This window comes from Deltaproteobacteria bacterium, from assembly GCA_029210625.1.
Lineage (GTDB): Bacteria > Myxococcota > Myxococcia > SLRQ01 > SLRQ01 > JARGFU01.
This window is the reverse complement of the sequence record JARGFU010000040.1, coordinates 13,016-35,858: the sequence shown is the minus strand read 5'-3', so window position 1 is coordinate 35,858 and position 22,843 is coordinate 13,016. Positions and strand designations below refer to the sequence as shown.

24 protein-coding genes and 1 tRNA gene are annotated in these 22,843 nt (G+C 73.5%); 13 read left to right on the top strand and 12 right to left on the bottom strand.

Annotation, left to right across the window (positions count from 1 at the left end; genetic code table 11):
* The 3 genes from P1V51_23505 to P1V51_23495 form a co-directional block, all read left to right on the top strand.
* Positions 1-637, top strand: a 637-nt coding sequence (locus tag P1V51_23505; protein MDF1566021.1) for a hypothetical protein, incomplete at its 5' end; no start/stop codon positions are given.
* Complete coding sequence (locus P1V51_23500; GenBank protein MDF1566020.1) at positions 634-1,263, top strand: carbonic anhydrase; 630 nt, start codon at positions 634-636, stop codon at positions 1,261-1,263. The genes P1V51_23505 and P1V51_23500, both read left to right, overlap by 4 nt.
* A gap of 35 nt (positions 1,264-1,298) precedes the next feature.
* Positions 1,299-1,982: an SOS response-associated peptidase gene (locus tag P1V51_23495; GenBank protein ID MDF1566019.1), complete on the top strand. Its 684-nt coding sequence runs from the start codon at positions 1,299-1,301 to the stop codon at positions 1,980-1,982.
* Here the strand turns inward: P1V51_23495 and P1V51_23490 are convergent.
* The 3 genes from P1V51_23490 to P1V51_23480 all read right to left on the bottom strand — a co-directional run bounded on the left by P1V51_23490 (position 1,979) and on the right by P1V51_23480 (position 4,094).
* On the bottom strand, positions 1,979-2,296 hold the full coding sequence (locus P1V51_23490) for a hypothetical protein (protein MDF1566018.1): 318 nt from the start codon (positions 2,294-2,296) through the stop codon (positions 1,979-1,981). The two genes, P1V51_23495 and P1V51_23490, sit on opposite strands and share 4 nt — an antisense overlap.
* 363 nt (positions 2,297-2,659) lie before the next feature.
* Positions 2,660-3,256: a TetR/AcrR family transcriptional regulator gene (locus tag P1V51_23485; GenBank protein MDF1566017.1), complete on the bottom strand. Its 597-nt coding sequence runs from the start codon at positions 3,254-3,256 to the stop codon at positions 2,660-2,662.
* A gap of 55 nt (positions 3,257-3,311) precedes the next feature.
* The gene (locus tag P1V51_23480) at positions 3,312-4,094 is read right to left on the bottom strand and encodes a methyltransferase domain-containing protein (protein ID MDF1566016.1); all 783 of its coding nucleotides are present in this window, start codon (positions 4,092-4,094) and stop codon (positions 3,312-3,314) included.
* A 50-nt stretch (positions 4,095-4,144) separates the two neighbouring features.
* Between P1V51_23480 and P1V51_23475 the strand changes: the two genes are divergently transcribed.
* The 7 genes from P1V51_23475 (at position 4,145) to P1V51_23445 (ending at position 10,066) form a co-directional block, all read left to right on the top strand.
* Positions 4,145-5,191, top strand: a complete 1,047-nt coding sequence (locus P1V51_23475; protein ID MDF1566015.1) for a hypothetical protein — start codon at positions 4,145-4,147, stop codon at positions 5,189-5,191.
* Positions 5,192-5,317: 126 nt separating this feature from the next.
* A complete protein-coding gene (locus P1V51_23470) occupies positions 5,318-5,887 on the top strand; it encodes a hypothetical protein (GenBank protein ID MDF1566014.1) in 570 nt (189 codons plus the stop codon).
* A 97-nt stretch (positions 5,888-5,984) separates the two neighbouring features.
* On the top strand, positions 5,985-7,559 hold the full coding sequence (locus tag P1V51_23465; GenBank protein ID MDF1566013.1) for a hypothetical protein: 1,575 nt from the start codon (positions 5,985-5,987) through the stop codon (positions 7,557-7,559).
* A 4-nt stretch (positions 7,560-7,563) separates the two neighbouring features.
* Positions 7,564-8,625, top strand: a complete 1,062-nt coding sequence (locus tag P1V51_23460) for a WYL domain-containing protein (GenBank protein ID MDF1566012.1) — start codon at positions 7,564-7,566, stop codon at positions 8,623-8,625.
* Positions 8,626-8,687: 62 nt separating this feature from the next.
* Positions 8,688-9,098, top strand: a complete 411-nt coding sequence (locus P1V51_23455) for an HTH domain-containing protein (GenBank protein MDF1566011.1) — start codon at positions 8,688-8,690, stop codon at positions 9,096-9,098.
* A gap of 202 nt (positions 9,099-9,300) precedes the next feature.
* Complete coding sequence (locus P1V51_23450) at positions 9,301-9,438, top strand: hypothetical protein (protein ID MDF1566010.1); 138 nt, start codon at positions 9,301-9,303, stop codon at positions 9,436-9,438.
* 13 nt (positions 9,439-9,451) lie between these two features.
* Complete coding sequence (locus tag P1V51_23445; protein MDF1566009.1) at positions 9,452-10,066, top strand: class I SAM-dependent methyltransferase; 615 nt, start codon at positions 9,452-9,454, stop codon at positions 10,064-10,066.
* 19 nt (positions 10,067-10,085) lie between these two features.
* Here P1V51_23445 and P1V51_23440 read toward each other — a convergent pair whose 3' ends face one another.
* Genes P1V51_23440 through P1V51_23425 form a run of 4 tightly spaced genes read right to left on the bottom strand, consistent with a single transcriptional unit; the run spans position 10,086 to position 14,835 of the window.
* On the bottom strand, positions 10,086-11,330 hold the full coding sequence (locus P1V51_23440; GenBank protein ID MDF1566008.1) for a hypothetical protein: 1,245 nt from the start codon (positions 11,328-11,330) through the stop codon (positions 10,086-10,088).
* 42 nt (positions 11,331-11,372) lie between these two features.
* Positions 11,373-13,154, bottom strand: a complete 1,782-nt coding sequence (locus P1V51_23435; GenBank protein ID MDF1566007.1) for a serine/threonine-protein kinase — start codon at positions 13,152-13,154, stop codon at positions 11,373-11,375.
* 22 nt (positions 13,155-13,176) lie between these two features.
* Complete coding sequence (locus P1V51_23430; protein MDF1566006.1) at positions 13,177-13,743, bottom strand: metal-dependent phosphohydrolase; 567 nt, start codon at positions 13,741-13,743, stop codon at positions 13,177-13,179.
* A gap of 3 nt (positions 13,744-13,746) precedes the next feature.
* Positions 13,747-14,835: a hypothetical protein gene (locus P1V51_23425; GenBank protein MDF1566005.1), complete on the bottom strand. Its 1,089-nt coding sequence runs from the start codon at positions 14,833-14,835 to the stop codon at positions 13,747-13,749.
* A 137-nt stretch (positions 14,836-14,972) separates the two neighbouring features.
* Between P1V51_23425 and P1V51_23420 the strand changes: the two genes are divergently transcribed.
* From P1V51_23420 to P1V51_23410, 3 genes are all read left to right on the top strand, one after another.
* Entirely contained in the window at positions 14,973-15,878 is a 906-nt protein-coding gene (locus P1V51_23420) for a hypothetical protein (protein MDF1566004.1), read from the top strand.
* Between the two features lie 18 nt (positions 15,879-15,896).
* Positions 15,897-16,499, top strand: a complete 603-nt coding sequence (locus P1V51_23415) for a MarC family protein (protein MDF1566003.1) — start codon at positions 15,897-15,899, stop codon at positions 16,497-16,499.
* Positions 16,500-16,898: 399 nt separating this feature from the next.
* Positions 16,899-17,105, top strand: coding sequence for a hypothetical protein (locus P1V51_23410; protein ID MDF1566002.1), 207 nt, complete (start codon positions 16,899-16,901; stop codon positions 17,103-17,105).
* A gap of 211 nt (positions 17,106-17,316) precedes the next feature.
* On the opposite strand, the gene P1V51_23405 is transcribed toward P1V51_23410, so the two are convergent.
* The 5 genes from P1V51_23405 to P1V51_23385 form a co-directional block, all read right to left on the bottom strand.
* A tRNA-Phe gene (locus P1V51_23405) sits at positions 17,317-17,389 on the bottom strand.
* A 62-nt stretch (positions 17,390-17,451) separates the two neighbouring features.
* Positions 17,452-19,068 (bottom strand): carboxypeptidase-like regulatory domain-containing protein, encoded by a 1,617-nt coding sequence (locus P1V51_23400; protein MDF1566001.1) that lies wholly within the window; start codon positions 19,066-19,068, stop codon positions 17,452-17,454.
* Positions 19,065-20,024: a hypothetical protein gene (locus P1V51_23395; protein ID MDF1566000.1), complete on the bottom strand. Its 960-nt coding sequence runs from the start codon at positions 20,022-20,024 to the stop codon at positions 19,065-19,067. Before P1V51_23395 ends, P1V51_23400 begins: the two co-directional genes overlap by 4 nt.
* Positions 20,024-21,061, bottom strand: coding sequence for a PEGA domain-containing protein (locus P1V51_23390; protein ID MDF1565999.1), 1,038 nt, complete (start codon positions 21,059-21,061; stop codon positions 20,024-20,026). The genes P1V51_23395 and P1V51_23390 overlap by 1 nt, the downstream gene beginning before the upstream one ends.
* 48 nt (positions 21,062-21,109) lie before the next feature.
* Positions 21,110-22,834, bottom strand: coding sequence for a protein kinase (locus P1V51_23385; GenBank protein MDF1565998.1), 1,725 nt, complete (start codon positions 22,832-22,834; stop codon positions 21,110-21,112).
* Between the last annotated feature and the right edge of the window lie 9 nt (positions 22,835-22,843).

The following is a 22,843-nucleotide window of genomic DNA, read 5'->3' as shown; positions in this document are numbered from 1 at the left end:
GCAGCCAGGGGTTCCTCAGCATCACGCTGATGGACCTCGGCCTCGCCTCGGGGCACGGGAGATCGTCGCCGCGCCGCCGCCCCCCGCCCCGCCCGAGCCGCAGGGCGCTCCGGGCACCGTCGGCGCCACCGTCCCTTTGAACGTGCCGGCCGATCCCTCGGCGCCGGTCACGGCCACCGCGCCCGAGCTGCCGGCCTCCACCAGCGGCATGGCGCCCCCGGCCACCGCCGCGCCGCTGCCCGCCCCGCCCGCGGCGCCCCCCTCCTCGGCCGCCGGGAACGTCCCGCGCGAGGTGAGCTTCCACGACAGCGCCCTCGACGAGCTCTCGCGCCTCGACGCCGACGAGCGCCGCCGCCTGCGCGCCGCGGCCCGCGGGCTCTCGGGCAACCCCTATCCCCTCGAGACCGTGGTGCTGCGCGCCCCCTACGAGGGCCGCCACGGGCTGCCGGTGGGAGGCACCGGCCGGGTCCTCGTCTACCAGGTGACCGCGCAGCACGTGGTCATCGAGGCCATCTTGCCGGGCGCCGCCTTCGGCATCGCCGACCCCGGCAGCGCCGGGGCGCCCACGCCTCCCCCCGCAGCCCCGCCGGGCCCGCCCGCGAGCGAGCCCGCCGGAGACTTCGTCCCCCCGCCATGAGCCCGGACTCCCGAGCGCTCCCCGCCCCGGCCGAGGAGGCCCTGCGCGCCCTCCTCGAGGGCCACGCGCGCTTCCTCGGGGGTGAGCAGCGCCCCCGGCCCCTGCCGGGGGGCGCCGCCTGGCGCCGGGCGGTGGAGACCCAGGCCCCCGTCGCGGTGGTCCTGACCTGCGCCGACGCCCGGGTCGAGCCCGCGCACCTCTTCAACCTCGACCCCGGCCGCGTCTTCGTGGTGCGGGTCGCCGGGCCGGTCGTCTCACCCGAGGTGATCGGCAGCGTGGAGTTCGCGGTGGCCAGCCTCGGGGTGCCGCTGGTGATGGTGCTGGGTCACGCGCGCTGCGGGGCGGTGGCCGCGGCCGTCGCCCGCGCCCGCGAGGACCTCTCCGACCGGGCCGTGCGCGAGCTGGCGAGCCTCTCGGCCCTGGTGGACCAGGTGAGCGTCGCCGCCGCGGACCTCGAGGGGGAGCCCACCGACCTGCACGCCTCCGAGGTGCACAACGCCCGGGCGGTGGCCGCCCGGCTGAGCCACGCCTCGAGCCTGCTGGCCGAGGCCCAGGCCGCCGGGCGGCTGGGGATCGTCCCGGCCCACCTCGAGCTGGACAGCGGGCAGGTCTTTCGCCTCGATTAGCGCCCGCCCGCCGCGGTGGATAGATTGGCCGGGCGATGTGCGGCCGCTACATCACCGGTGAGCTCTCCTGGGCGGAGATCCACGACCTCCTCTCGATGCCCCTGCACCTCGAGGTCGAGCCGCGGGCGCGCTTCAACGTGGCGCCGGCCACCCCGGTGCCGGTCCTGCGCCCGGGGAGCGCCACCGGCGGCGCCGCGGACGAGGTGCACCTCGCCGAGCTGCGCTGGGGGGTGCAGCCGGACTGGGCCCGCTCGCTCCTGATCAACGCCCAGGCCGAGAAGTGGCTGGGGGGCGGGCGCTCCTACTGGAAGAGCGGCTGGCAGCGCTGCATCCTCCCGGCCTGGGGCTACTACGAGTGGAAGAAGGTGCCGGGCCAGAAGAAGAAGCAGCCCATGGCCCTGCATGATCCGGACGGGATCCCGCTCGCCATGGCGGGCCTCTGGCGCCCCTGGGATGGGGAGGAGGAGCTCGGCGCGGTGGCCGTGATCCTCACCACCGCGCCCGGCGCCGACATCGCCGAGATCCACGATCGGATGCCGGCCCTCCTGCCCTGGTCCGAGGCCGGCGCCTGGCTCGACCCGCAGCGCAGCCGGGACGAGGCCGGCGCGCTCCTCGGGCCCCGCGAGGGGCTCGAGGCCTACCCGGTCGATGCCCGCGTCGGCCGGGTGGCCGAGGACGACGAGAAGCTGATCCAGCCCCTCCAGGGCGCGCTCTCCTAGGCCACCGCGGGCAGCGCGCGCCGGCGGCGGAGGGCGCGCCAGGCCTCGCGCAGGAGCGCGGAGAGGACGAGCAGGGCGCAGGCCAGGGGGAAGAGGAAGGGCGCCCGCGCGTAGAGCGTGGTGACGCCGCGCCTCGGCAGGTCGACGATCAGCACCGTCTCCGGTGCGTCGAAGGCGCTGGCCTGCCCGCGCACCCGGCCGTGGGCGTCGACGCCCGCGGAGAGGCCGAAGCGGGTGGGGCGCAGGAGGGCGTAGCCGCCCTCGCCCGCGGCGGCCAGACGCAGGGCGCCGAAGAGGAGCGCCGCAGCGAGCACCCCGGCGAAGGTGAGCGCGGGGCGGCGGGCGAGGCGGCGCCGGGCCAGGCTCGCCGCGAGGATCGAGGCCCCCCAGGAGACGAGGAAGGAGAGGCCCGCGATCCCGAAGAGGGAGACGCTCTGCAGCAGGACCGGGGAGTGGAGCTGGGTGTAGCCCGCCGCGCCGGCTCCACCAGCAGGTAGGCCGGCGCGTGGAGGAGGCCGAGGGGCACCGGCGCGAGCCAGGCGATCAGATCGACGCCCCAGCGCAGGTGGGCGGCGGCCAGGAGGGTGATGCCCAGGGGAAGGAGGAGGTGCTCTCGTCTCATGGTCTTGCTCCCGTGTTTTTTCCGAACACCGTTCGGGGTTAGAACAAAAAAAGGATCAGGCGGAGAAGCCGGCCAGCAGGGCGCGCAGGGCGGCCCGGTCGGCCGCCTCGAAGTCGGCGTCGAAGCCCTGCAGGTGGCCGGCCTGGAGGGTGGCCATGCCGTGGGCCAGGGACCAGAAGGCGTAGGCGACGGCGTCGGGATCGGCGGCCCCGTCGAGGGTGCCCGCCTCCCGGGCCTCCTCCACCGCCGCGCGCAGCAGGGCGTAGGAGGAGTCGGTGCCCACCGGCGCCTCGAGACCCCGGCGGGTGGAGCGCAGGCGCTGGAAGAGGAGGGCGAAGTCCTCCCGGTTCTCCCGGGAGAAGCGCAGGTAGGCGAGCCCGAGGGCCACCAGCGGGGGTTCGTCGGGGGCCTTGCCCCGCCCCTCGATGAAGGCCCGGGTCAGGGAGGCCGAGGCGCGCCGGGCGAGGGCCTCGAGGATGGCGTCCCGCGAGTCGAAGTACTCGTAGAGGCCCGCCGGGCTGTAGCCCACCGCCCGGGCCACCCCGCGCAGCGAGAGGCCCTCGGGGCCCCCCTCGGAGACCTGCGCCCGCGCCGCGGCGAGGATCTCCTCGCGGACCTTCTCGGGGTCGGGCTTCTTGCGGCGGGGGCTCAAGCTCTCATCTTCTTTCCGAACACCGTTCGGAATATAGGAGGTCTCGCCGGCGGCGTCAAGCGGGCTTCAGGGCCCGGGTGGCGAGGAAGAGAGGGAGGTGGGCGTCGAGGGGATCCTCGCGGCCGAGCGCCCAGCGATCCTCGTAGAGGGCGGTGAGCTGGAAGCCCGCGGCGAGCTGACCGCCGAGCTGATCCTCGAGGGTGTGCCCGAACTCGAGGGGCTCGGCCCCTTCCGTGAAGCGGCGCTGCTCCTCCGGCGGCAGGTCGAGGTCCGAGTAGGGCAGCCGGTGACGCACGATGAGCTCGCCCCGCTCGTAGGCCTCGAGATCGAAGAGGTAGATCACCGGGTTGTTGAAGCCGGCGAGGAGGGCGCCCCCGGGCTTCAGCACCCGGAAGGCCTCCCGCCAGACCGGGAGCACGTCGGGGACGAAGCAGTTGGAGATCGGGTGGACGATGAGGTCGAAGCTCTCGTCGGCGAAGCGGGAGAGGTCGGCCATGTCGCCCTCCTCGCAGCGGATCGAGAGGCCCTCTCGCTTTGCGACCTCCCGGTCGCGCTGGAGCTGAGCGGGGGAGTTGTCGATCACCGTCACCCGCGCGCCGGCGGCGGCGAGGACGGGACACTGCTGCCCGCCGCCCGAGGCGAGGCCGAGGAGCTCGCAGCCCTCCAGCGTCCCGGGGAACCAGTCGCGCGGCACCGCCTTCGTCGGGGTGAGCACGATGGACCACTCCCCCGCCCGCGCGGCGGCGATCACCTCGGGGGTGACCGGCCGGGTCCACTCGTTGCCCTTCTCGACCTCGGCGTTCCAGGCCCTCTTGTTGTGGTGCAGGACATCGATCATGCCCGCACCCATAGTCGCTCCGGGTGGGGCTCGCTATCCTCCGGGGAACCATGTGCCGCCCGCAGTTCTCGCTCCTCCTCGCCTGCGCGCTCCTCTCCGGCGCCGCCGGCTGCTCCCGCGCGCTGCCCCACGGAGCCGAGCTCCTCGACTCGGGAGCGCCGGAGGATGGTGGAGAGCGAGACGACGGCGGCCTCGACGCGGGCTTCGACGCGGGCGTCCCGGACGCCGGTCGTGACGGCGGCGCGCCCGACGGCGGCGGACCGGAGACCTGCACGGGTCCGAGCAGCCTGCGCCTCGGTCAGACCCGGGTGCGGCCCCTGCCGGTGACCTCCTCGCCGCTGGCCATGGGCTGCTGCGACGGCGCCTGGTTGATCCTCCACACCACCGACGCCCTGGGGCGGGTGCTCACCCTGATGGTGCGCGGCTGGGGCGGCTTCACCGAGGGCACCTTCGATCTGGAGACCGCCCAGCAGACCTACGAGGTCACCGTCCTGCTCGACAACGGCCAGATCAACGCGCCGGTCTCGGGGGTGCTCTCCGTGCGGCGGGAGCAGCCCAGGGAGTGGGACTCGCCGGCCCACGTCAGCCTCTGCGGGAAGTTCGAGCTCTGGGGTGAGCCGGCCAGCCTGTGGATCGACGAGGCGGTGGTCGCTCCCTGGAGCTGGGAGCGGCGCTTCGCGCTCCACCTGCTGCGGGATCTCGACCTCGGCGCGGTGGAGGTGCAGGGCCTCCCCCTCGAGCAACTCGAGCTCCAGGAGAACCCCATCATCTCCATCGGCACCATGGAGTGGTACGACTGGAGCGATCACGCGATCTTCCCCCATGGTTGGGATGATCCCTCCGAGTTCGCCCGGAGGCTCCCGGTGGTGGGGGTGGGTGGCCTGCCCTTCGTGGGGATCGCCGACGGTGAGCGGATCTACCTGGGCGCCTTCTGGACCGACCTCTCCTCCCTCGTCTTCCGGGGGCCGGTGATCCGCATGGAGAACCTCGGCGGGGACGCCTTCTACCTGGAGCCGGGGATGGACCCCGCCCTCGATCCCCGGGGAGATCCGAGGATCGAGGCCGCGCTCTCCGAGAGCGGGAAGCTCGCGCCCTAGCTCACTGCCTCGTCGGGAAGGCGAGGGGGTCGGCCGCCCCCTGCGCTCCGGCCGCGGCGAGGGCTCACTCTGCCCTTTACTTCGGGTCTGGGCGGCCAGCCGGCCGGCGGCTAGATTTCCGGAGCAATGAACTCTCCCGCTCGCCTCCCGGTGCTGCTCGCGCTCTTCACCCTCTTCGTCGGCTGCTCGGTGACCGAGCTGCCGCCCCGGGGAGAGGACGGCGGCGAGGACGGCGGCGAGCTGGACGCGGGGCTCGATGGCGGCGAGGACGGCGGCCTCGTCGGCTGCACCTTCGGTGACGATCTCACCTGCTCCACCCACGACTGGGAGCCGGAGGTCGGCCGCTGCGGCAGCGATGGGCTCTGCTACTGCACGGCCTACGAGTACTTCCGCGATCCCGCCACGGGCCTCTGCCGCTGGGGCGAGTGCGATATGATCCGGCAGGACTGCCCGGATCCCGGGGATGGCTGCTACCCGCCGGGAGACGGCCTGGGCTATCCCCACTGCCTGCCCGCCGGCACCACCGCCAACGGCCAGCGCTGCCTAACCTCGCCCGACTGCACCAAGGGCAGCACCTGTGAGGTGGGCCGGCGCATCTGCGCGCAGATGTGCGACCCCGAGGAGCCCTCCTGCCCCGCCTGGCAGGAGTGTCAGCTGCGCTGGGCCCGGATGGGGATGCCCGGCCTCTGCCTCTGAATCGACATCCCGGGGACCTCGATGGGGGAAAACCCTGATATATTCCTCCCGGACCCACGGCACCCACGCGGCGCCGACCGATGGAGGATCTGGGGGGATGAGAAAGCTCGGATGGATGGTGGCGGCGCTGACGGCGCTGCAGCCCGGCGGTGCGCGCGCGGCGCTCGACCTCGATGCGTGGGTGGACGCCCGCGGCTCTCTCTCGGCGTCGGTGCCGGATCTCGAGCACCCGGACGATCCCACCCGGAGTGAGAGCGCGCCGGTCCTGCCCAGCGCGGCGCCGGTGGGCGGGCTGCTCTTCGCGCCGCCCGAGCGGCTCGTGATGGACGATCTCCTCGCCGGCGATCTCGCCTGGTCCCGGGGGATCCAGCTGGCGGGCGGGCTGGAGACCGGGCTGCCGGGTCAGGGGCGGCTCGAGCTCGTGGTGGGCCTGAGCCTCGACACGAGCTGGCAGGGCGGCGTCGTGCAGGCGCGCGACCGCGGCTCGCGCCTGCGCCTGGGCTGGCCGCTCTGGCAGGGCCGCCTCGCGCTGGAGCTCCTGCCCTTCGGCTCCCCCCGCGAGGGTCCGGCCGAGGGGCTGGCCACCACCTGGCTGGGCCACTCCTTCCGGGGTTGGGGCGACGCGCCCCTGCTCGAGCTCTCCCACCACGGCCGCTGGTACGAGGTCTTCACCTCCTTGCGGGGCGCGGTCATCGACAAGACGATCGAGACGGCGACTGAGTCGAGCGTCGAGAAGCGGGGCTCCTACCAGCTCTTCCTCGGCGGTGCGCTGCGGCCCACCGAGCAGCTGCGAGTCCACGTGGGGGCCGGCCACAGCCTCGCTCCTCCGACCCTGGTCCGCGAGGCGGTGCGAGGTCAGGGCACCGCGGTGCGCGGCTTCAGCCTGGGTCTGCAGTGGAGCTCCCTGGGCCTCGCGTCGCCGCGGGGCGAGCGGCTGCCGCTGGTCGCCGAGCCGGCGCTGACCGATGGCTTCTTCGACCGGCCGCCTCTCGACGGCGTCGGCTGGTGGGATCTTCGCCTCGAGGGCTCGTGGCTGCAGCAGTATCTGGAGGACACGAGTGACTACGGCGCGACGCGCTGGCAGGCCGGCTGGGCGCTCGCCGCGGTGGCCCGGGGTGGGCTCGCCGGCTGGAGCCTGGAGCTGGGCTACCTCGGCCGCAGCGTTCCCTTCATCACCGAGACGGTGCCGAGCCTCCTGCCCTTCGTGGCCCTCGATGCCTCGATGCATCCGCGGGCGGGGCAGCGGGGCCACCTGGCGCTCGGCCGCTCTCTCGCCGGCGGGCGCCTCCACCTCGGCCTCGCCGCCGGGGTGTGGCGCCCGGCCCAGGTGCGGGTCGACGCCGTCTCGAGTGGGCCGAACCCCTCTCCCGTCCTCACCGGGCAGCGGCGGGTGATCGTCCGGGGACCCGGTGAGCTGACGATCCTGCCCCTGGGAGAGGACGCGGTGCCCCAGCTCGACGCCCGGGTCGAGACCCTCTGGTTCATCGACGAGGCCCTGGTCCTCGGCGCCCAGGTCTTCGTGCGGCAGAACGGCAACCGGACCACCTTCGAGGAGAGCGCGGCCGGCGAGACGATCGCCGTCTTCAGCGACCCCTTCTCGGTCGGCGTGAACCTGGCCCTGCGCTTCCGCTTCGCGGCGGACACGGCGGGCCGGCAGCGGAAGGGAGCGTGAGGCGATGCGTGGCGATCAGCTCACCCGGCAGTGGAAGCTCCTGGCCATGCTCGAGAAGCGGCGCACCGGCGCGACGGTGGGGGAGCTCTCCGCCGAGCTGAAGGTCTCGGTGCGGACGGTCTACCGGGACCTCGAGGTGCTCCAGGACGTGGGCGTGCCGATGGTCGCCGAGCGCGACGGCGCCGAGGTCTCCTGGCGGCTCGCCGGGGACTGCCCCTGGAGCAAGGGCGTCCCGCTGACCCTCGACGAGGTGGTGGCGCTCCACGTGGCCGGGGACTTCCTCGACGCCCGGGGCAGCGACCCCTGGTCCGAGGGGCTGCGCGCGGCCCTGGAGAAGGTGCGGGCCGCGGTGCCCGGCAAGCTCCTCGAGCGGCTGCGCGAGCACCTCGAGGTGGTCAGCGCCTCCGAGCGTGGCCGCAGCGGCTCGGCGACCCGGCCCGGCGTCGTGGCCACGGTGGGGCGCGCCCTCTGCGAGCGGCGGCGGCTGATGATGATCTACGCCACCCCCGGGAAGAAGAAGCCCGGCCCGCGGCTGGTCGAGCCCCTGCGGCTGCACCTCCACGACGGCGGGCTCTACCTCATCGCCGACGACGCGAAGCGCGGAGAGGTGCGCACCTTCCTGGTGGATCGGATCCAGAAGGTCGAGATCCTCGAGGAGCGCTTCGAGCCCAAGGGGGGCTTCGATCTCGACGCCTACTTCGCGGACGCCTTCGCGATCTATCGAGGCGGTCATCGCATCCACCTCGTCGCCATGCTCGACGAGGGCATCGCCCACCTGGCGCGAGAGCGGCGCTGGCACCCCTCCCAGGAGCTGCGCCAGCACGAGGGGGGCGTCGAGCTGCACCTCGACGTGGTGGACACCCCCGAGCTGCGGGCCTGGCTGCGCGGCTTCGGCCCCGCCCTCACCGTGGTGAAGCCCGCCGCCCTGGTGAAGGCCTTCGCCGAGGAGGCCCGCGAGCTGCTGCGCCGCTACGCGCCCCCGCCCCGGGAGCGGCGCGTCCGGGGGAGGCGGGAGATGGCCGCCCGCAGCCGCACCCGAAAGAGCAAGGAGGTTCGCGAGGACTGACCGCTTCTGACACGGGAGTCGTCTAGGTTTGCATCCATCGCGCCGGGGGGGGGGGAGAGACGATGCGAGGCGATCAGTTCACGAGACAGTGGAAGATCCTGCTGACCCTGCTCGAGAAGAAGAGCGGCCAGACCGTCCAGGACCTGGCCGAGTTGCTCGGCGTCTCGGTGAGGACCGTCTACCGGGACCTCGAGGTCCTCGATCGCGCGGGCGTCCCCCTGGTGCAGGAACGCGAGGGCCGGAACGTCCGCTGGCGGGTGATGAACCTGAACTTCAGCGGGCTCACCCGGGGGCTCTCCCTCCAGCTGACGCCGGCCGAGGTCGAGGCGCTCTGCTCCTGCGTGGATCATCAGGCCGAGCAGCGCTGCCCCAACCGGCTCTCGCTGCGGAGCCTGGCCCGGAAGGTCGCGGCGACCCTGCCTCCGGAGCTGACAGGGTCCCTGCGGGTGAAGCTGGGGGGCGAGGGGGTCTAGAAGTTCCCGGGGTGCTACCATCGGGGGGTGAGTCGGGGGCTTCCTCTCCTGCTGCTCGGGATCCTCTCGCTGGCCGGGTGTCCGGCGACCGAGGAGGCGCCCACGCCGGCGGCGGGGGTCGAGGCGGCGGTGGTGCCCGAGGGCCTCGCCGGGGCACCCGACGGCGGACTTCCGTCTGCTCGGCGGGCTGGTCGCCGGCGAGGTGCTCGACGGCGCGCGGATCGTCGAGCTGCGAGAGGCCGCCTTCGAGGGCGAGGCGACCTGGGACCTGCTGCCGGCTGGACCCACCGGCGCCTACTTCGCCGACGGGGTGCTGGTCGGCTCGACCCTGGCACCCTGAAGGAGGGCTCACGATGGTCGATGAGCGCACCCAGGCCTTCTACGCCGCCAACGCGAAGAGCGTCGCCGAGCAGCACCACTCCATCGAGAGCCCCTCGGAGGCCTTCTTCGCCGAGGCCTTCCCCCCCTTCGCGCGGGTCTTCGATCTGGGCACCGGCTCGGGCCGCGACCTCGCCCTGCTCCTCGAGGGAGGCTGGGACGCCTTCGGCCTCGAGCCCTCGGAGGAGCTGCGCCGCTGCGCCCTCGAGCGACACCCCCGGCTGGAGGGGCGCCTCTTCGCCGGCAGCCTCCCGGAGGACCTCCCGGACGAGCTGCTGGAGGAGCCCTTCGAGGGCCTGCTCTGCTCGGCGGTGCTGCAGCACCTGCCCCTGGAGGATCTGCCGGCCGCGGCGAAGACCCTCGCCCGCCTGCTGGCCCCCGAGGGGCGGCTGCTGATCTCCCTGCCCGTCGATCGCCCGGTCGACGATCAGCGCCGCGATCGCTTCGATCGTCTCTTCTCGGGCCTGCGCGCCGACGCGCTGGCCGCGCTGCTCGCGCCGAGGGGCCTGCGCGAGCTGCGCCGGGAGCACTCCCGGGACGCGCTGGGCCGGGACCACACCACCTGGGTCACGCTGCTCTTCGAGCGCTGAGCAGGGCGCGGTCCACCGCCTAGAAGGCGCGGTAGCCGAGGCCCAGGCCCAGATGGAAGACCCGGATCCGATCGTAGTCGTCGTCCATCAGGCTCTCGGCGTCGTGGCGCCACTGCCAGGTGAGCTCGAGATCGTCGCCGGGGTGATCGAGATCCGGCCGGCCGGCGAGCAGCCTGGTGAAGCCCAGGGTCGGCCGCAGGAAGAAGTCACCGAGGGCGATGCGCCAGCCCGCCTGGAGGGTGAGCAGGTGACCGCTCTCGGCCTGCACCTCGACGTTCACCTGCGCGCCGGCCAGCTGGGCGGGCAGGGAGGGGCCCAGGCTCGGGTAGGCGCGCAGCAGCTGGGAGAGAGGGAGCGAGCGGTCCGGACCGGAGAGGTAGCTCCAGCCCACCATCACCTCGAGGCCCTTCGAGTCGAGCGGCCGCCAGCCCGCCGAGACGTGGAAGAGGTACTGACCCTGGAGGGTGGTCTCCATCACCTCGTAGCGCTCGGGCGGGTCACCGTCGAGGGAGAACTTGGCGATGAAGCGGGTGTAGGGGCCCGGCACGAGGCCGAAGCCGAGGCGGACCTGGAAGCGCAGGGGCAGCTCGAGCTGCACCCCGAGGCCCGCGTCGAAGGGGAGGCGGGTGCCCAGCTCCGCGTCGAGGTGCCAGGCGCCCGGGGCGCCGGCGGCGACCGCCGTGCTCGCGGGCTCCTCCGCGGGCTCCTCCGCGGGCTCCTCCGCGGGCTCCTCGCCGGCCGCGGGATCGGAGGCGACCTCGCCCTCGCCCTCGCCCGCGGGGGCGGCGTGGCCCACGTCGGCCAGGATCTTCCGGACCATCTTCGTCGAGGCGTCGACCAGCTCCGCCTCGCTCGTCTTGCGGGTGTCACGGGCGGCGGCCTTGGCCTCGCTCACGTCGAGGAGCACCAGGGTGAGCAGCCAGGTCGGGCCCACCTGGGAGACCTCGGTGGAGAGGAGGTAGTCCACGCCCAGGGCGCCGCCGATCTCGGCCAGGCAGCTGGTGCCCTCGGTGCAGCCCAGCAGCTGCTGCTTGGCCTCGAAGCCGAGCATCTCCTGCATGTCGTCGCTGGTGATCACCGTGAAGCGCCCGAGGTCGGCGACCTCCGAGGCCAGGAGCGAGGAGAGCCCCTCCACCTGGCTGGGGTCGACCGCGCCCTTGGCCCGGATGTCGAGCACCGCGATCTTCGTGGGCTCGGCGCCCGCCGCCGCGAGCGGCAGCAGGCAGGCGAGCAGCAAGAGCATCGTCCTCCCGAAACGAATCATCCACCCAGCATAGAGCGCCTCCGCCCGACGCTCCAACGCCCACTACCTCGCGTCGGGCTCTCCGGCGGCGGCCCGCAGCAGCCGCATCCGCTCCATCGACCAGCGGTGGATGTGGGGCGCGTCCGCGCGGCCGCGCTCGAGGATCACGTGGCTGCGCTCGATGAGCTGGCGGGCCTCCTCCACCTCGCCGGTGGAGAGGAGCAGCTCGCCCAGGGCGCTCTCGGCGCTGGCGGTGAGGAAGGCGCCCGGGCCCAGGTGCTGCCGCCGCGCCTGCACCAGCTCCCGCAGGAGGGCGACGCCCTCGTCGCTCCGGCCGAGGCGGTGCAGCGCCAGCGCCAGGCCCACGGTGGCACCCAGCGGATCCGTGGGGTCGGCGGCGGCGCGTTGCCGCTGCCAGTCGCGCGCCTCGCGGAAGAGGGGCTCGGCGTCGTCGTCGGCGTCACGCTCCAGCAGGACCAGGCCGGCGTCGACCAGGCGAGCCTCGAGGGGCGGGTTCGTGATCCGCCGGATCTCCTGCTGGGCCACCAGCGCCACCGCCATGCTGCCGACGAAGGTGGCCAGGGCGACCAGGGCCAGGGTCCGCCGCCGGCGCAGGACCCGGCGCACGCGCTCGAGGAGGTTCTCGTGGTGGGCGAGCACCGGCTCGCCGGAGAGCCAGCGCTCGAGATCGTCGGCCAGCCCCCGCGCCGAGGCGTAGCGATCCGGGATCCGCTCGGCCATCGCCTTCAGGCAGATCGACTCCAGGGCCGGGGGGATGCTGCGGTCGAGGGTGCGGGGGCGGGCGAAGTCCGCCTTGCGGGCTCGCGCCAGGGCGCCGGCCTCGGTGACGGCGGTGAGATCGTCGGGGTCGGCAGGCGCGCCCGGCCCGGGGGCGTCGGAGTCGTCGTAGGGGAGCCGGCCGGTGAGCAGGGTGTAGAGGGTGGCGCCCAGGCCGAAGACGTCGCTGGCCGGGCCCAGCTGATCGTGGAGGCCGAGGGCCTGCTCCGGGCTCATGAAGGCCGGGGTGCCCAGGGTGACGCCCTGCAGGGTGTCGGTGGGGTGGGCCTCGTCGAGCATCGCCATCGGATCGGGCTGCTCCGGATCGAGGTGCCTCTCGAGGTTGTCGACACCGTCGGCGATCTTCGCCAGGCCCCAGTCCACCACCAGCGTCTCGCCGTAGGGGCCGAGCATGATGTTGGCCGGCTTGATGTCCCGGTGGAGGACGCCGCGGGAGTGGGCGTAGGCGATGGCCTCGCAGACCGAGATGAAGCGGCGGATCAGGCGACGCCGCATGGCGCTCTTCTCGTCGAAGGAGAGGGGCGGCTCCTGCTCGTGCAGGGCCTCGATCGCCTCCTGGAGGGAGTCACCCCGGACCAGGCGCATGGCGTAGTAGGGCCGGCCGTCCCGGTAGGTGCCCAGGCCGTAGATGGGCACGATCCCCGGGTGCTCCAGGCCGCCGGTGATCTTGGCCTCCAGGAGGAAGCGGTCGCGCAGCTGCGGGTTGCGGGCGTGGCGGTCCGAGAGCTCCTTGAGGGCCACCTCCCGGTCGAGCTCCAGATCGAGGGCGACCGAGACCTCGCCCAGCCCGCCCCGGGCGTGCTCGCGCAGGAAGGCGTAGCGGCGCTTGGTGGTCATCGCCGTGAAGCCGCGCTCGCGGCCCGCCTCCCGGTCCGGCACGCTCTCGCTTGCCTCGGTGGCGCGCTCCTCGCGGGCGCCGGGCGAGCCCTCCGCCGGGCGGCGCTCGTCGCGGGTCTCGTCGGGGGCCGCCGTCTCGGCCGCGGCCTCCTTCGCCTCCGGCACCTCGGCGGCGGTCTCGCCCTCGGGCTTCGTCTCGTCGGATGCCATCGTCCCCCCGGCGCCCTCTCCTCTAGGTCCGCGGCCCGATCCCCAGCTCCTCGGCGTGGGGCTTCAGGGCATCGATGATCAGCTGGATCAGCTCACCGAGCTCGACCCCGAGCAGCGCGGCGCCGGCGTTCACCTCGTCCCGATCCACGCCGGCGGCGAAGCGCCGGTCCTTGAGCTTCTTCTTCACGCTCTTGGGCGTCAGGGTGGTCACCCCCTCGGGGCGCACCAGGCAGGAGGCCACCACGAAGCCCGTCAGCTCGTCGCAGGCGAGGAGGGCGCGGTCGAGCGGGCTCTCGTGGGGGACGCCCCACCTCGTGTAGTGGGCCGAGACGGCGTGGGCGATCGCCTCCTCGCCCTGCTCGCGCAGCCAGGCGACGATCCGCTGCGGGTGCTCCTCGGGCCACCTCTCGTAGTCGGCGTCGTGGAGGAGGCCGGCGATGCCCCAGCGCTCGACGTCCTGCTCCCCCTCGCCGAAGCGCAGCGCCGCGGCGCGCATCGAGAGCTCGACCGCCCGGGCGTGCCCGCGCAGGGGCGCCCCTTCCGTCCACTCGCAGAGCCTGGCCCAGGCTGCCTCTCGATCGATGCTCATCGTCTACCCCACCAGGAAGAGGAGCGTTGTCCCGACGATGAGGGCGACCGCCACCCCCAACGCCACCAGGCCCAGGCGAGTCTTCGCCGCCGCCGCGGCCTCGGCCTCGTGCTTCTGCCGCTTGCGCTCCTTCGACTCGGCCTTCTGCTGGGCCTCTCGCGCCAGGCGCTTCTTCTCCTTCTCGGCCCGGCGGGCGGCGTGGGCCCGCGCCTTCTCGTGCAGGCTCTCCTGCTCGGGCGAGGGGCCCTGGAAGAGGGCCCACCAGGGCTCGGTGAGCACGGCGGCGGCGCTGCCCTCGCGCAGGCGCGTGGGCAGGTAGCAGCTCGCCTGGCAGAAGGGGCAGGGGAAGTAGGGCGCGTCGCCCTCCGGGACGCTGAGCGCGCCCGAGCAGTTGGGGCAGCGCAGGACCTTCAGCTCCTCACCCTCGCCGGGCTCCGCCTTCACCGTGGCCGCGCCCTCCAGGTGGGCCGGCGCGACCACCCCCACCAGCCCCGCGATGCGGTGGGGCGAGGCGGGCAGGGCGTAGCGGTGGGAGGTGCCGCAGCCCTCGCAGGCGAGGGTGACGACCTCTCCCTCCAGGCTCACCTGCAGGGGCTGGGAGCAGCCCTCGCAGCAGGGGTGGCCCGGGCCGACCTCCCAGGACTCGCTGCTCCCTCCGAGGGTCACGGAGCTGTAGGCGACCACCGCGCCGGTCTTGCCGATCGCGTCGAAGACCTCGTGGCGGTCGCGGTCGCTCTTCTTCAGGCTCGCCCAGACCTCGGGATCGATGGCGTCCCGCTCCGGTCCGCAGAGATCGGCGGCCATCCGGGCCGCCTCCAGCCAGTCCTTCCAGTAGTCCTCCGGGAAGTCGACCGGCCGCCCGCAGCTGGGGCAGGCGGTGTGGGAGGTGGTCGCCAGCTCGTTGATCGGGACCGGGTTCTCGCAGGAGGTGCAGCGCAGCCGGCCCTCGAGGCGCGCCCAGTAGAGCTGCGCCTCGTTCCGGGGGATCGCGGCCCAGCTCTCCCGGTAGCTCTCCCGGCAGCGGGCGCACTCCTTCTCGGTGCTGGGAACGATCACCCCGCAGCGGCGGTGGATGCGCATGGTGTCCGGCATCGAGCCACCATAGGCTCAGACGCCCCCGGGGGTGAATCGAGGGGGGCGCCAGTGGGCTCTTGCCCCCGTCCCCCGGCCCCGGTAGGGGAGGGGCTCCAACTTCGTTCCGGGAGGACGAGATGAAGCGCAGTGTCTGGATGGGAGCCCTCACTCTGGCGATCCTCGGTCTGGCGGCCGGCTGCCCCGAGAAGAAGAAGGAGAGCGCCGGGGCCACCGAGCCGGAGGCGGCCGCCGCCGCGCCGACGCCCGAGCCCGCGCCGGCCCCCTTCGTCGCGGCCCCCTTCCCGGCGGACGATCCCTCCCTCGTCGGCAAGGCCTGGGAGCCCACCGCGCCGAGCGACGCCATGGCCCACCTGAACATCGTGCAGGGCGGCGTGGCCCAGGTGAGCCAGAAGCTCCCCGGCCAGTCCTTCCCCATCTCCAAGATCGGCCGCTGGGAGGCCGCCCCTCCGGGGATCCGGGTCACCATCACCTCCGGCCAGATCACCGAGATCGTCCAGCTGGCCTACGGCACCATCGAGGGACGCCCGCACCTGCGCTGGGATGGCGTGACCCACCTCTTCGTGGGCGCCGAGGGCAAGAAGAAGGAGATGGCCACCTCGCCGGTCGAGGTGCTGCTCACCGTGCCGGGCTGGCAGCCGAAGGCCCCCGAGCCCGCGGGCCCCACCGAGGCCGAGCTCGCCGCCGCCTTCCAGGCCGCGCCGCCGCCCCCCGAGGGCAGCCCCTTCGCGCCGAAGACCGTCTGGTGCCACGAGGGCGAGGGCGCCTACCTCCACCTCGGCGAGGGGGCCCGCTGCCTGCGCGTCGACAAGCTCATCGAGGACGACGGCGCCGCGGCGAGCTACCCCGAGGAGAAGTGCTGGTGGAAGGTCGAGGGCGAGGAGCTCGTCGTCCGCTACGGCCCCCAGAAGACGAAGCTGCTGGCCGGCAAGGCCGAGCACGCCTACGCCTTCGAGAAGGTCGAGACCCGGACCAACCTGAAGGTCGACGGCCACGTCGTCCTCCAGGACTGTGACGGCGCCGGCTGGAAGAGCCCCGAGTAGCGCGAGGCCGTCTCACCCGTGCTGAAGGTCTTCACCGAGGTCCTCGTCCCCCTCTTCGTGGCCATGGGGCCGCTGACCGTGCTGCCGATCTTCCTCTCCCTCACCGAGGGAGCGAGCCGGAAGGAGAAGCGGCAGTTCGCCCGGCGGGGGGTCCTCGCCGGCGCCGTCGTGGCGACGGTGGTGGTCCTCGCCGGGCAGGAGCTCTTTCGCTTCCTCGGCATCACCGTCGATGACCTGCGCGTGGCCGGCGGGGCGATCCTCTTCCTGATCGCCTCCCACGACCTCGTCTTCTCCCGCGACCGCCGCAAGCGGGGTGAGCTCGAGGCCCTCGACGTCGAGGCCGGGGTCGTCCCCCTGGGGACCCCCCTCATCGTCGGCCCCGCCACCATGACCGCTGCCGTCGTGCTGGCCGACACCCACGGCCGGATCCCCGTCTTCGTCGGCCTGGCGCTCAACCTCGCGCTGATCTTCGTCATCCTCCACTACTCGGATCAGCTCGAGCGCTTCCTCAAGCCCAGCGCGACCCGCGCCTTCGGCAAGGTGATGAGCCTCTTCCTCGCCGCCATCGCCGTCGCCATGCTGCGCACCGGCATCCTCTCCTTCTGGACGATGATGCAGTGAGGGTGATGGGGAGAGCCCGGGCCGCTGCCCTCCTCTTCCTCCTCGTCGCCGCGGCGGGCTGCCGCTCCCGGCCGACGAGCCCTACGCCCGCGCCGAGGGCGAGGTCTGCCGGGTCCCCGCCCGCCAGATCCTCGTCGACGGCCACCACCGGCTCGTGGGTCAGCCGATCGAGGGACCGGGAGAGGGCCTCGCGGCCTGGGATGATCCCGAGGGGCGGAAGGCCTTGATCGAGGCGGCGCTGGGGGTGTTGCGGGAGCCTTGAGCTTCGGGGGGTCAGCTGTCAGCGGTGCTCCCGGATACCTGGCGTGGTTTCGGGTGCTCTCCGGTCACCGACACGGCTCACGGCTCACTGCGGAGCGGGTCTCTATCGGGTAGGGTGGTTCACCCTGGAGTGTGAGCATGGGCGAGGAGAAGGAGCACGACGACCCGGGCGTCGATGAGTTCGACGGGAGGTACCCCCTCACCCTGGGCCTCGTCGGCGCCGTCGTCGGGGTCTTCTTCCTGGGTTGCATGGGCTTCGCCATCGGCGGCGCCCTCGGCGCCATGATCGGCTTCGCCGCCGGCAACGGCAGCAAGAAGGACGGCGGCAAGGACGGCGAGGGCTAGCCGCCGGGCACCCGGAACCTGGGCTCAAGGCCAGCGCAGGGCCCCGGGAAGCGCTGTTGAAGGAATCGAGCCCGCCGTATGGCCGACGCGCGCGCCAGCGCGCGCTCCCTGCGGGACCGAGTCCGCCCCTGGGCACTCGCAAGCCAATCAAGAAGCGCCAAGGGACGGAAATCGAAAGCCCCGCTCCCGGGTGGGGAGGGGGGCTTGCGAGTGCCCAGGGGCGGAATCGAACCACCGACACGGGGATTTTCAATCCCCTGCTCTACCAACTGAGCTACCTAGGCATCCCGTGAAGGGAGGCGGACTCTAGATCCCTCCCCCGCCCCGGTCAAGATACCGGAGAGGCTCATCCGCCCTGCGGCGGCGCGACCTTCGGCTTCTCCTTCTTGAGGGTCAGCCGCTCGGTGTGGCGGCCCCGCTCGGGCACCTCGAGGGTCCGCTCGGTGGGCTCCATCCCGGTCGCGGTGATCTGCACGACGGCGTCCCCGCCGATGAGCCCGGAGAACTCCACCCGCCCGTACTGGCCCGCCACGCCCTTGTGGAGGAAGGAGACGCCGCGCAGCTCCTGGCGCAGGTGCACCACGGCCTCGGGCACCGGGAGGTTGCCCGGGTTGAGCACGGTCAGCTCCAGCTGCGAGCCCCGCTTGAAGAGGCCCCGCACCTTCTTGGCGCCCCTGGGCACCTCCAGGAAGAAGGGGGCCCGGCCGGGGGCCTCGAGGAGGAACTGGAGGGGCTCCTCGGAGAGGCCCTTGAGCTCGTAGGAGAGGCCGCCCTTCTCGCTGACGGGCTCGGGGAGGACCAGCGCCGGCTCCTCGACCTGCTCGCTGCCGACCTGGCGGAAGACCCGCACCTCGAGGTGATCGGAGTCCTGCCCGTCCTCCTCGCCGCCGGAGACGTTCGGCCCCTTCACCAGGCCGCGGATCTGCAGGAGCAGCTTGCGGCCCTCGGGGAGCTTCAGCTCGCCGAGGTCGAGGTCGTCGGTGCCCTGGAGGGGGATGGACTGGGGCACGGTGTAGGCGGGGTGCTCGGGGGCCAGCAGCTCGAGCACCCCGGCGCCGGCATCGCGGCGGGCGAGGGCGAGCTCGAGCACGCCGTTGCGGAAGAAGCCGGCGGGCTCGCCGTCGAGCTTCGCCTGGAAGACCGGGATCGGGTGACCCTCCTGATCGACCACCTTCGCCGAGAGGATCGGCTTCTTGCTGACGATCAGCGTGGCCTTGTCTCCGGCGTGGACGATGAGGGTGCCGCCGGTGTGGTAGGTCGCCCCGACGGGGAAGACCGCGTAGCGGCCCGGGTCCACGGGGTCGAAGGTGAAGGTCCCGTCGGCGGCGCTCTCCACGTGGGTGAGGCTGCCGGGGGAGGGCCGGCGCAGGCCGGTCTCTCCGCCGAGGGAGGGGGGCGGCACCGGCACGATGGCCAGCGGGACCCTCGCCAGGGGCTTCTTGGCGGTGTCGGTGACGATGCCCTGGAGCTGCACCGGGGTGCCCAGCCGCAGGGTCACGGGCTCGGCCCAGCGATCGGCGACGACCACCTCGGCGGTGGCGACCCGGAGGTTGTCGCCTTCGTCCACCAGCGCCTTCACCAGGTGGCGGCCGTCGGGCACCTTCCGCACGATCTCGAACCAGCCCTCCTCGTCGAGCTTCTCCATCCCCTCGACCTGGCCCTCGCCGAAGCCGGGGTAGGAGCGCTCCAGGCTGGAGACGGGGTCCACCACCACGTTCACCACGCCCCCGGTGCGCGCCTTGCCCTCGTGGTCGACCACCTGACCCCAGATCAGGGTCTCGCCCGGGCCGGCCGTCTTCTTGGGCTTCCGCGCGGGGGCCTCGTCCTCGTCCTTCTTCCCCTTGGTGGGGATCTTCCGGACCTTCCCCTCCCAGGTCGGGGGGGGCGCCTTCCGCTTGACCTCGAAGGCCTGCAGGGAGAGGGGCGTCAGGGCGACGATCAGCGTGGCGAGGAGGAGTCTCATGGGCGGGTCACGCAGAAGGGAAGATAGCTGTCGTCGGTCCCATCGTCATCCACGTCGTAGGGAATCGGCTCGCAGCGGTAGCCGGCGCCGCAGTCGGCGTCCGTGCAGCAGACGTCCGAGCAGGCGGCGCGCTCGGTCTGCGGATCGATGACGCAGCTCCCGCGGGCGCAGTCGTAGTCGTCGACGCAGGGGTCCCCGATGGGGGTGGAGCCGGGGGACTGGAACTCCACGCAGGTGCGGGGCAGGCCGTCGCCGCGCTGCCAGTCGGCCCAGGTCACGAGCCAGCAGATGTGTCCGGGCGGGCAGTCAGCGCTCGAGCAGCAGGGATCGCTGCAGGTGGAGGGATCCGGGGAGTTGTCGGCGCAGACGCCGCGGGCGCACTCCGCGGAGTCGGCGCAGACCTCGCCCTGCAGGCCTCCGCTGGCGGCGGTCGGGCCGCAGAAGGCGCCGCTCCTCCCCCCGCGGCTCACGACCTGGCACTCGTAGCTGCCGTCGCCGCCGCAGTCGTCCTGCCGCTGGCAGGTGTCGGCGCAGACCTCGCTCTCGCAGAAGCCCGACTGGCAGTCGTCGTCCAGGAGGCAGGGATCCCCGAGGGCGGCGCTGCCCACGCTGCCGCCGGCCAGGCTCGGCGGCAGGCAGACGAAGGCGCCGTCCTCGCTCCGGTCGGCGCAGCGGAAGCCGGCCGGGCACTGGCTGCTGGCGCTGCAGGCGATCGTGCAGAAGGCGTCGGCCGCGGCGCTGAAGTAGCAGAAGCCCCGCTCGCAGTCGTCGAAGACGAAGTCGCAGGGGCGGCCGATGAGGCTCTGCTCGCAGACCCCGGCCCGGCACTCGAAGCCGGGCAGGCAGCTCTCCCCGGCGCCGCAGGGGCGCCCCTCCTCGCCGGGCAGCTTCAGGCCGACGAGGCAGGCGCTGGTCGCCAGGGCGAGGACGAGCGCGAGGGGGAGGAGGCGACGCATCAGAAGGTGCCTCCGAAGGTGAGGGCGCCGCCGCCGGGGAGGGGGAGGGCGGCGGCCCTCAGGCCCGGCTCGTCGGCCCCATCCGAGAAGAGGTAGTAGGCGCCCAGGAGGCCGGCCGCGGCCGAGACGTAGATGAGGGCGTTGCCGCTCCGGTTGAGGTTCCGGGCGCGGCCGATCTGGCGATCGTAGTCCGCCGTGTCGGGCTGGGGGATGAAGGCCGCGTCGTCGGCGAGGGTCTGGGCCTGCCAGAGGAGGAGCACCGACGAGGCCACGCTCACGCCGGCGGTGCCCAGGAGCAGCTCGGCGCGGTGCCGCCGCAGGAAGCCCGGGCGCCGCGGCGCCGTCACGGGGGCGGCGGCCACCGGCGCCTGCGGCCCGGGCGCCTCGGGCTCGGGCTCGGGCTGTGCCTCGAGGACCCAGTCGAGCTTCGTGTCCGGGCCGACGAAGATCACCTCCTGCCGGGGCAGGGCGCCCTCGCGCTCGAGGGCGAGGACGTGGCGCCCCGGGAGGAGGGGGGCGGTCGTCAGGGGGGTGAGGCCCAGCTCGAGGCCGTCGAGGATCACCCGGGCCCCCTCGGGGCTCGAGCGCACCTCGAGGGGCGCGCGCTGCAGGGCGGAGAGCTCGGCGCGGACGGTGTCGATCAGGGCGCCGAGCTTCGGTGAGCGCCGCTCGACGGGCAGGTCCCAGGTGGGATCCACGGTGAAGAGGGCCCGCAGGGTGTTGCGGGCCTCGGCCTCGTCGTCGGCGAAGAGGTGGGCGGCCGCCAGCAGCCCCTGGGTCTCGGCGAGCGCGGCCCGGTGGAGCGTGAGGTCCGCCTCCCGGAAGAACTCCAGGGCCTCGCCGAGGAGGGAGATCGCCTCCGCGTAGCGCATCCCGTCGAGGGCGTCGCGGCCTTTCACCAGCCTCCGCTTCGCGTCGCCGGCGGCGGTCTCGCGCAGGCCGCTCTCCCCGGCGGCGGCGTGGGGGAGCGCGCAGAGGAGCCCGGCGGCGAGCAGCGCCAAAGAGGCGCCCCGGAGGCTGCACTTCGACCCGACCATGGCGCGACACCTTAGCCCGAGGCGTCGCCGGAACGAAGAGATGGCGGGTCAGAAGGTGATGGTCACCCGGGCCGTCTTGCCGGCCTCGATCCGGACCTTCTTCTCCCGGGTCAGCTGGGTCGGGGGGTTGACCAGCTTCAGGAGGTGATCCCCCTCGGGCAGCACCAGCCCCAGGGCCGGAGAGATCTTCCCGGTGTCCTCGCCGTCGATGTGGATCCGGCAGAAGGGCTTGCAGTTGACGTCGAGCCGGCCGGTGGCCGGGGCCGGCGGGGGCTCGGCCGGGGCGGCGGTCTTCGCCTTGCCGGGGGCCTTGCCCTTGCCCCTCGCCTTCCCGCCCGGGCGCCCCTTGCGGGAGACGGCCTGGCCGACCGTGAGCCCGGCGGCCGTGCGGCCCGCCACGGCGAGGGCGGCGCTCTCCCCGGCGGAGGGAGGGGCGGCGGGCTCGGCGGGGGCCGCCGCCGCCGTCTCTTCCGTGGGCCCGGTCTCGGGCACGGCCTCGGGCGCGGCGGGCTCGGCGCCGATCTCCTCGGCCTCCCGGGCGCCCTGCCCCAGCCACCACCCCCCGGCGATGACGGTGGCGCAGAGGATCACCGCGAGGAAGACCGAGATCGAGCGCCGGTGCCGCGCGGGCTGGGGCTGGTAGTCCTCGGTCACCGCCACGTGCAGCGGGGCCGGCGCGGGCCGCCGGGCGCCGGAGGTGCCGAGGGAGGGCGTGCGCTCCACCGAGGTGGCGCCCAGGCCTGGGGCGTCCTCCCGGGTGATCTCCGAGAGGCGGGCCTCGGCCGCGGTCGCGGGGGGCAGCACCGCCCCCAGGCCGCTGCCCGCCGGGGTGAGCGCCGAGGCGCTGGCGCGGGCCTCGCCGACGATGGACTGCATGAAGGCCTGGAGCTGCGCGGCCGCCGGGACCGAGCCCCGGGAGGAGAGGAACTCGTCGAGGGCGGTGCGCATCTCCTGGGCGCTCTGCCAGCGATCGAGGGGCGAGCGAGCCAGCGCCTTCATGACGATGCGGTTCAGCTCCTCGGGCAGGTCCTCGCGCAGCTTGCGGGGGTGCTCGATGGGCTCCTCCAGGACCGCCCGCAGGGTGGCGGCCTCGGTCGCGCGCTTGAAGACCTTCTGGCCGGTGAGGGCCTCGTGGAGGATCAGGCCCAGGGCGAAGACGTCGCTGCGGAGATCCAGCTCGTTGCCCAGCGCCTGCTCGGGGGAGAGGTAGGCGAACTTCCCCTTCACCACCCCGCTCTGGGTCTCGACCAGCTTCCCCTCCATCTGGGCGACCCCGAAGTCGAGGACCTTCACCGCCCCCTGGAGGGTGAGGAAGAGGTTCGAGGGGGAGAGGTCCCGGTGGACGATCCGCAGGGGCTGCCCCTCCTCGTCCACCAGGGTGTGGGCGTAGTGCATCCCGTCGCAGGCCGCCGAGAGGATGGAGGCCGCCACCTGGGGCGGCATGAGCTCGCCCCGATCCCGCAGGACCCGCAGCACCGTGGCGAGGTCCTCGCCGTCGAGGTGCTCCATGCAGAGGAAGTAGATCCCGTCGATGACCCCGAAGTCGAAGATCTGGATGATGTTCGGGTGGGAGAGGCGAGAGACCAGGCGCGCCTCGTCCAGGAACATCCTCACGAAGTTCTCGTTCTCCGTGAGGTGGGGCAGCACCCGCTTGATCACCACCCGCTTGTCGAAGCCGCCCGGTCCTCGCCGCTTGGCGAGGAAGATCTCCGCCATCCCCCCGTGAGCGATGCGTGAGAGCAGCTCGTACTGGCCGAGTGAGGTCGAGCCCATCGAGGCTCC

Coding starts and splice junctions, on each gene's coding strand:
- P1V51_23445 (MDF1566009.1), top strand. CDS start 9,452: ATGGTCGATGAGCGCACCCAGGCCTTCTACGCCGCCAACGCGAAGAGC.
- P1V51_23440 (MDF1566008.1), bottom strand. CDS start 11,330: ATGATTCGTTTCGGGAGGACGATGCTCTTGCTGCTCGCCTGCCTGCTG.
- P1V51_23475 (MDF1566015.1), top strand. CDS start 4,145: ATGTGCCGCCCGCAGTTCTCGCTCCTCCTCGCCTGCGCGCTCCTCTCC.
- P1V51_23395 (MDF1566000.1), bottom strand. CDS start 20,024: ATGCGTCGCCTCCTCCCCCTCGCGCTCGTCCTCGCCCTGGCGACCAGC.
- P1V51_23385 (MDF1565998.1), bottom strand. CDS start 22,834: ATGGGCTCGACCTCACTCGGCCAGTACGAGCTGCTCTCACGCATCGCT.
- P1V51_23420 (MDF1566004.1), top strand. CDS start 14,973: ATGGGAGCCCTCACTCTGGCGATCCTCGGTCTGGCGGCCGGCTGCCCC.
- P1V51_23470 (MDF1566014.1), top strand. CDS start 5,318: ATGAACTCTCCCGCTCGCCTCCCGGTGCTGCTCGCGCTCTTCACCCTC.
- P1V51_23500 (MDF1566020.1), top strand. CDS start 634: ATGAGCCCGGACTCCCGAGCGCTCCCCGCCCCGGCCGAGGAGGCCCTG.
- P1V51_23390 (MDF1565999.1), bottom strand. CDS start 21,061: ATGGTCGGGTCGAAGTGCAGCCTCCGGGGCGCCTCTTTGGCGCTGCTC.
- P1V51_23430 (MDF1566006.1), bottom strand. CDS start 13,743: ATGAGCATCGATCGAGAGGCAGCCTGGGCCAGGCTCTGCGAGTGGACG.
- P1V51_23495 (MDF1566019.1), top strand. CDS start 1,299: ATGTGCGGCCGCTACATCACCGGTGAGCTCTCCTGGGCGGAGATCCAC.
- P1V51_23410 (MDF1566002.1), top strand. CDS start 16,899: ATGGGCGAGGAGAAGGAGCACGACGACCCGGGCGTCGATGAGTTCGAC.
- P1V51_23425 (MDF1566005.1), bottom strand. CDS start 14,835: ATGCCGGACACCATGCGCATCCACCGCCGCTGCGGGGTGATCGTTCCC.
- P1V51_23460 (MDF1566012.1), top strand. CDS start 7,564: ATGCGTGGCGATCAGCTCACCCGGCAGTGGAAGCTCCTGGCCATGCTC.
- P1V51_23455 (MDF1566011.1), top strand. CDS start 8,688: ATGCGAGGCGATCAGTTCACGAGACAGTGGAAGATCCTGCTGACCCTG.
- P1V51_23480 (MDF1566016.1), bottom strand. CDS start 4,094: ATGATCGATGTCCTGCACCACAACAAGAGGGCCTGGAACGCCGAGGTC.
- P1V51_23400 (MDF1566001.1), bottom strand. CDS start 19,068: ATGAGACTCCTCCTCGCCACGCTGATCGTCGCCCTGACGCCCCTCTCC.
- P1V51_23435 (MDF1566007.1), bottom strand. CDS start 13,154: ATGGCATCCGACGAGACGAAGCCCGAGGGCGAGACCGCCGCCGAGGTG.
- P1V51_23465 (MDF1566013.1), top strand. CDS start 5,985: ATGAGAAAGCTCGGATGGATGGTGGCGGCGCTGACGGCGCTGCAGCCC.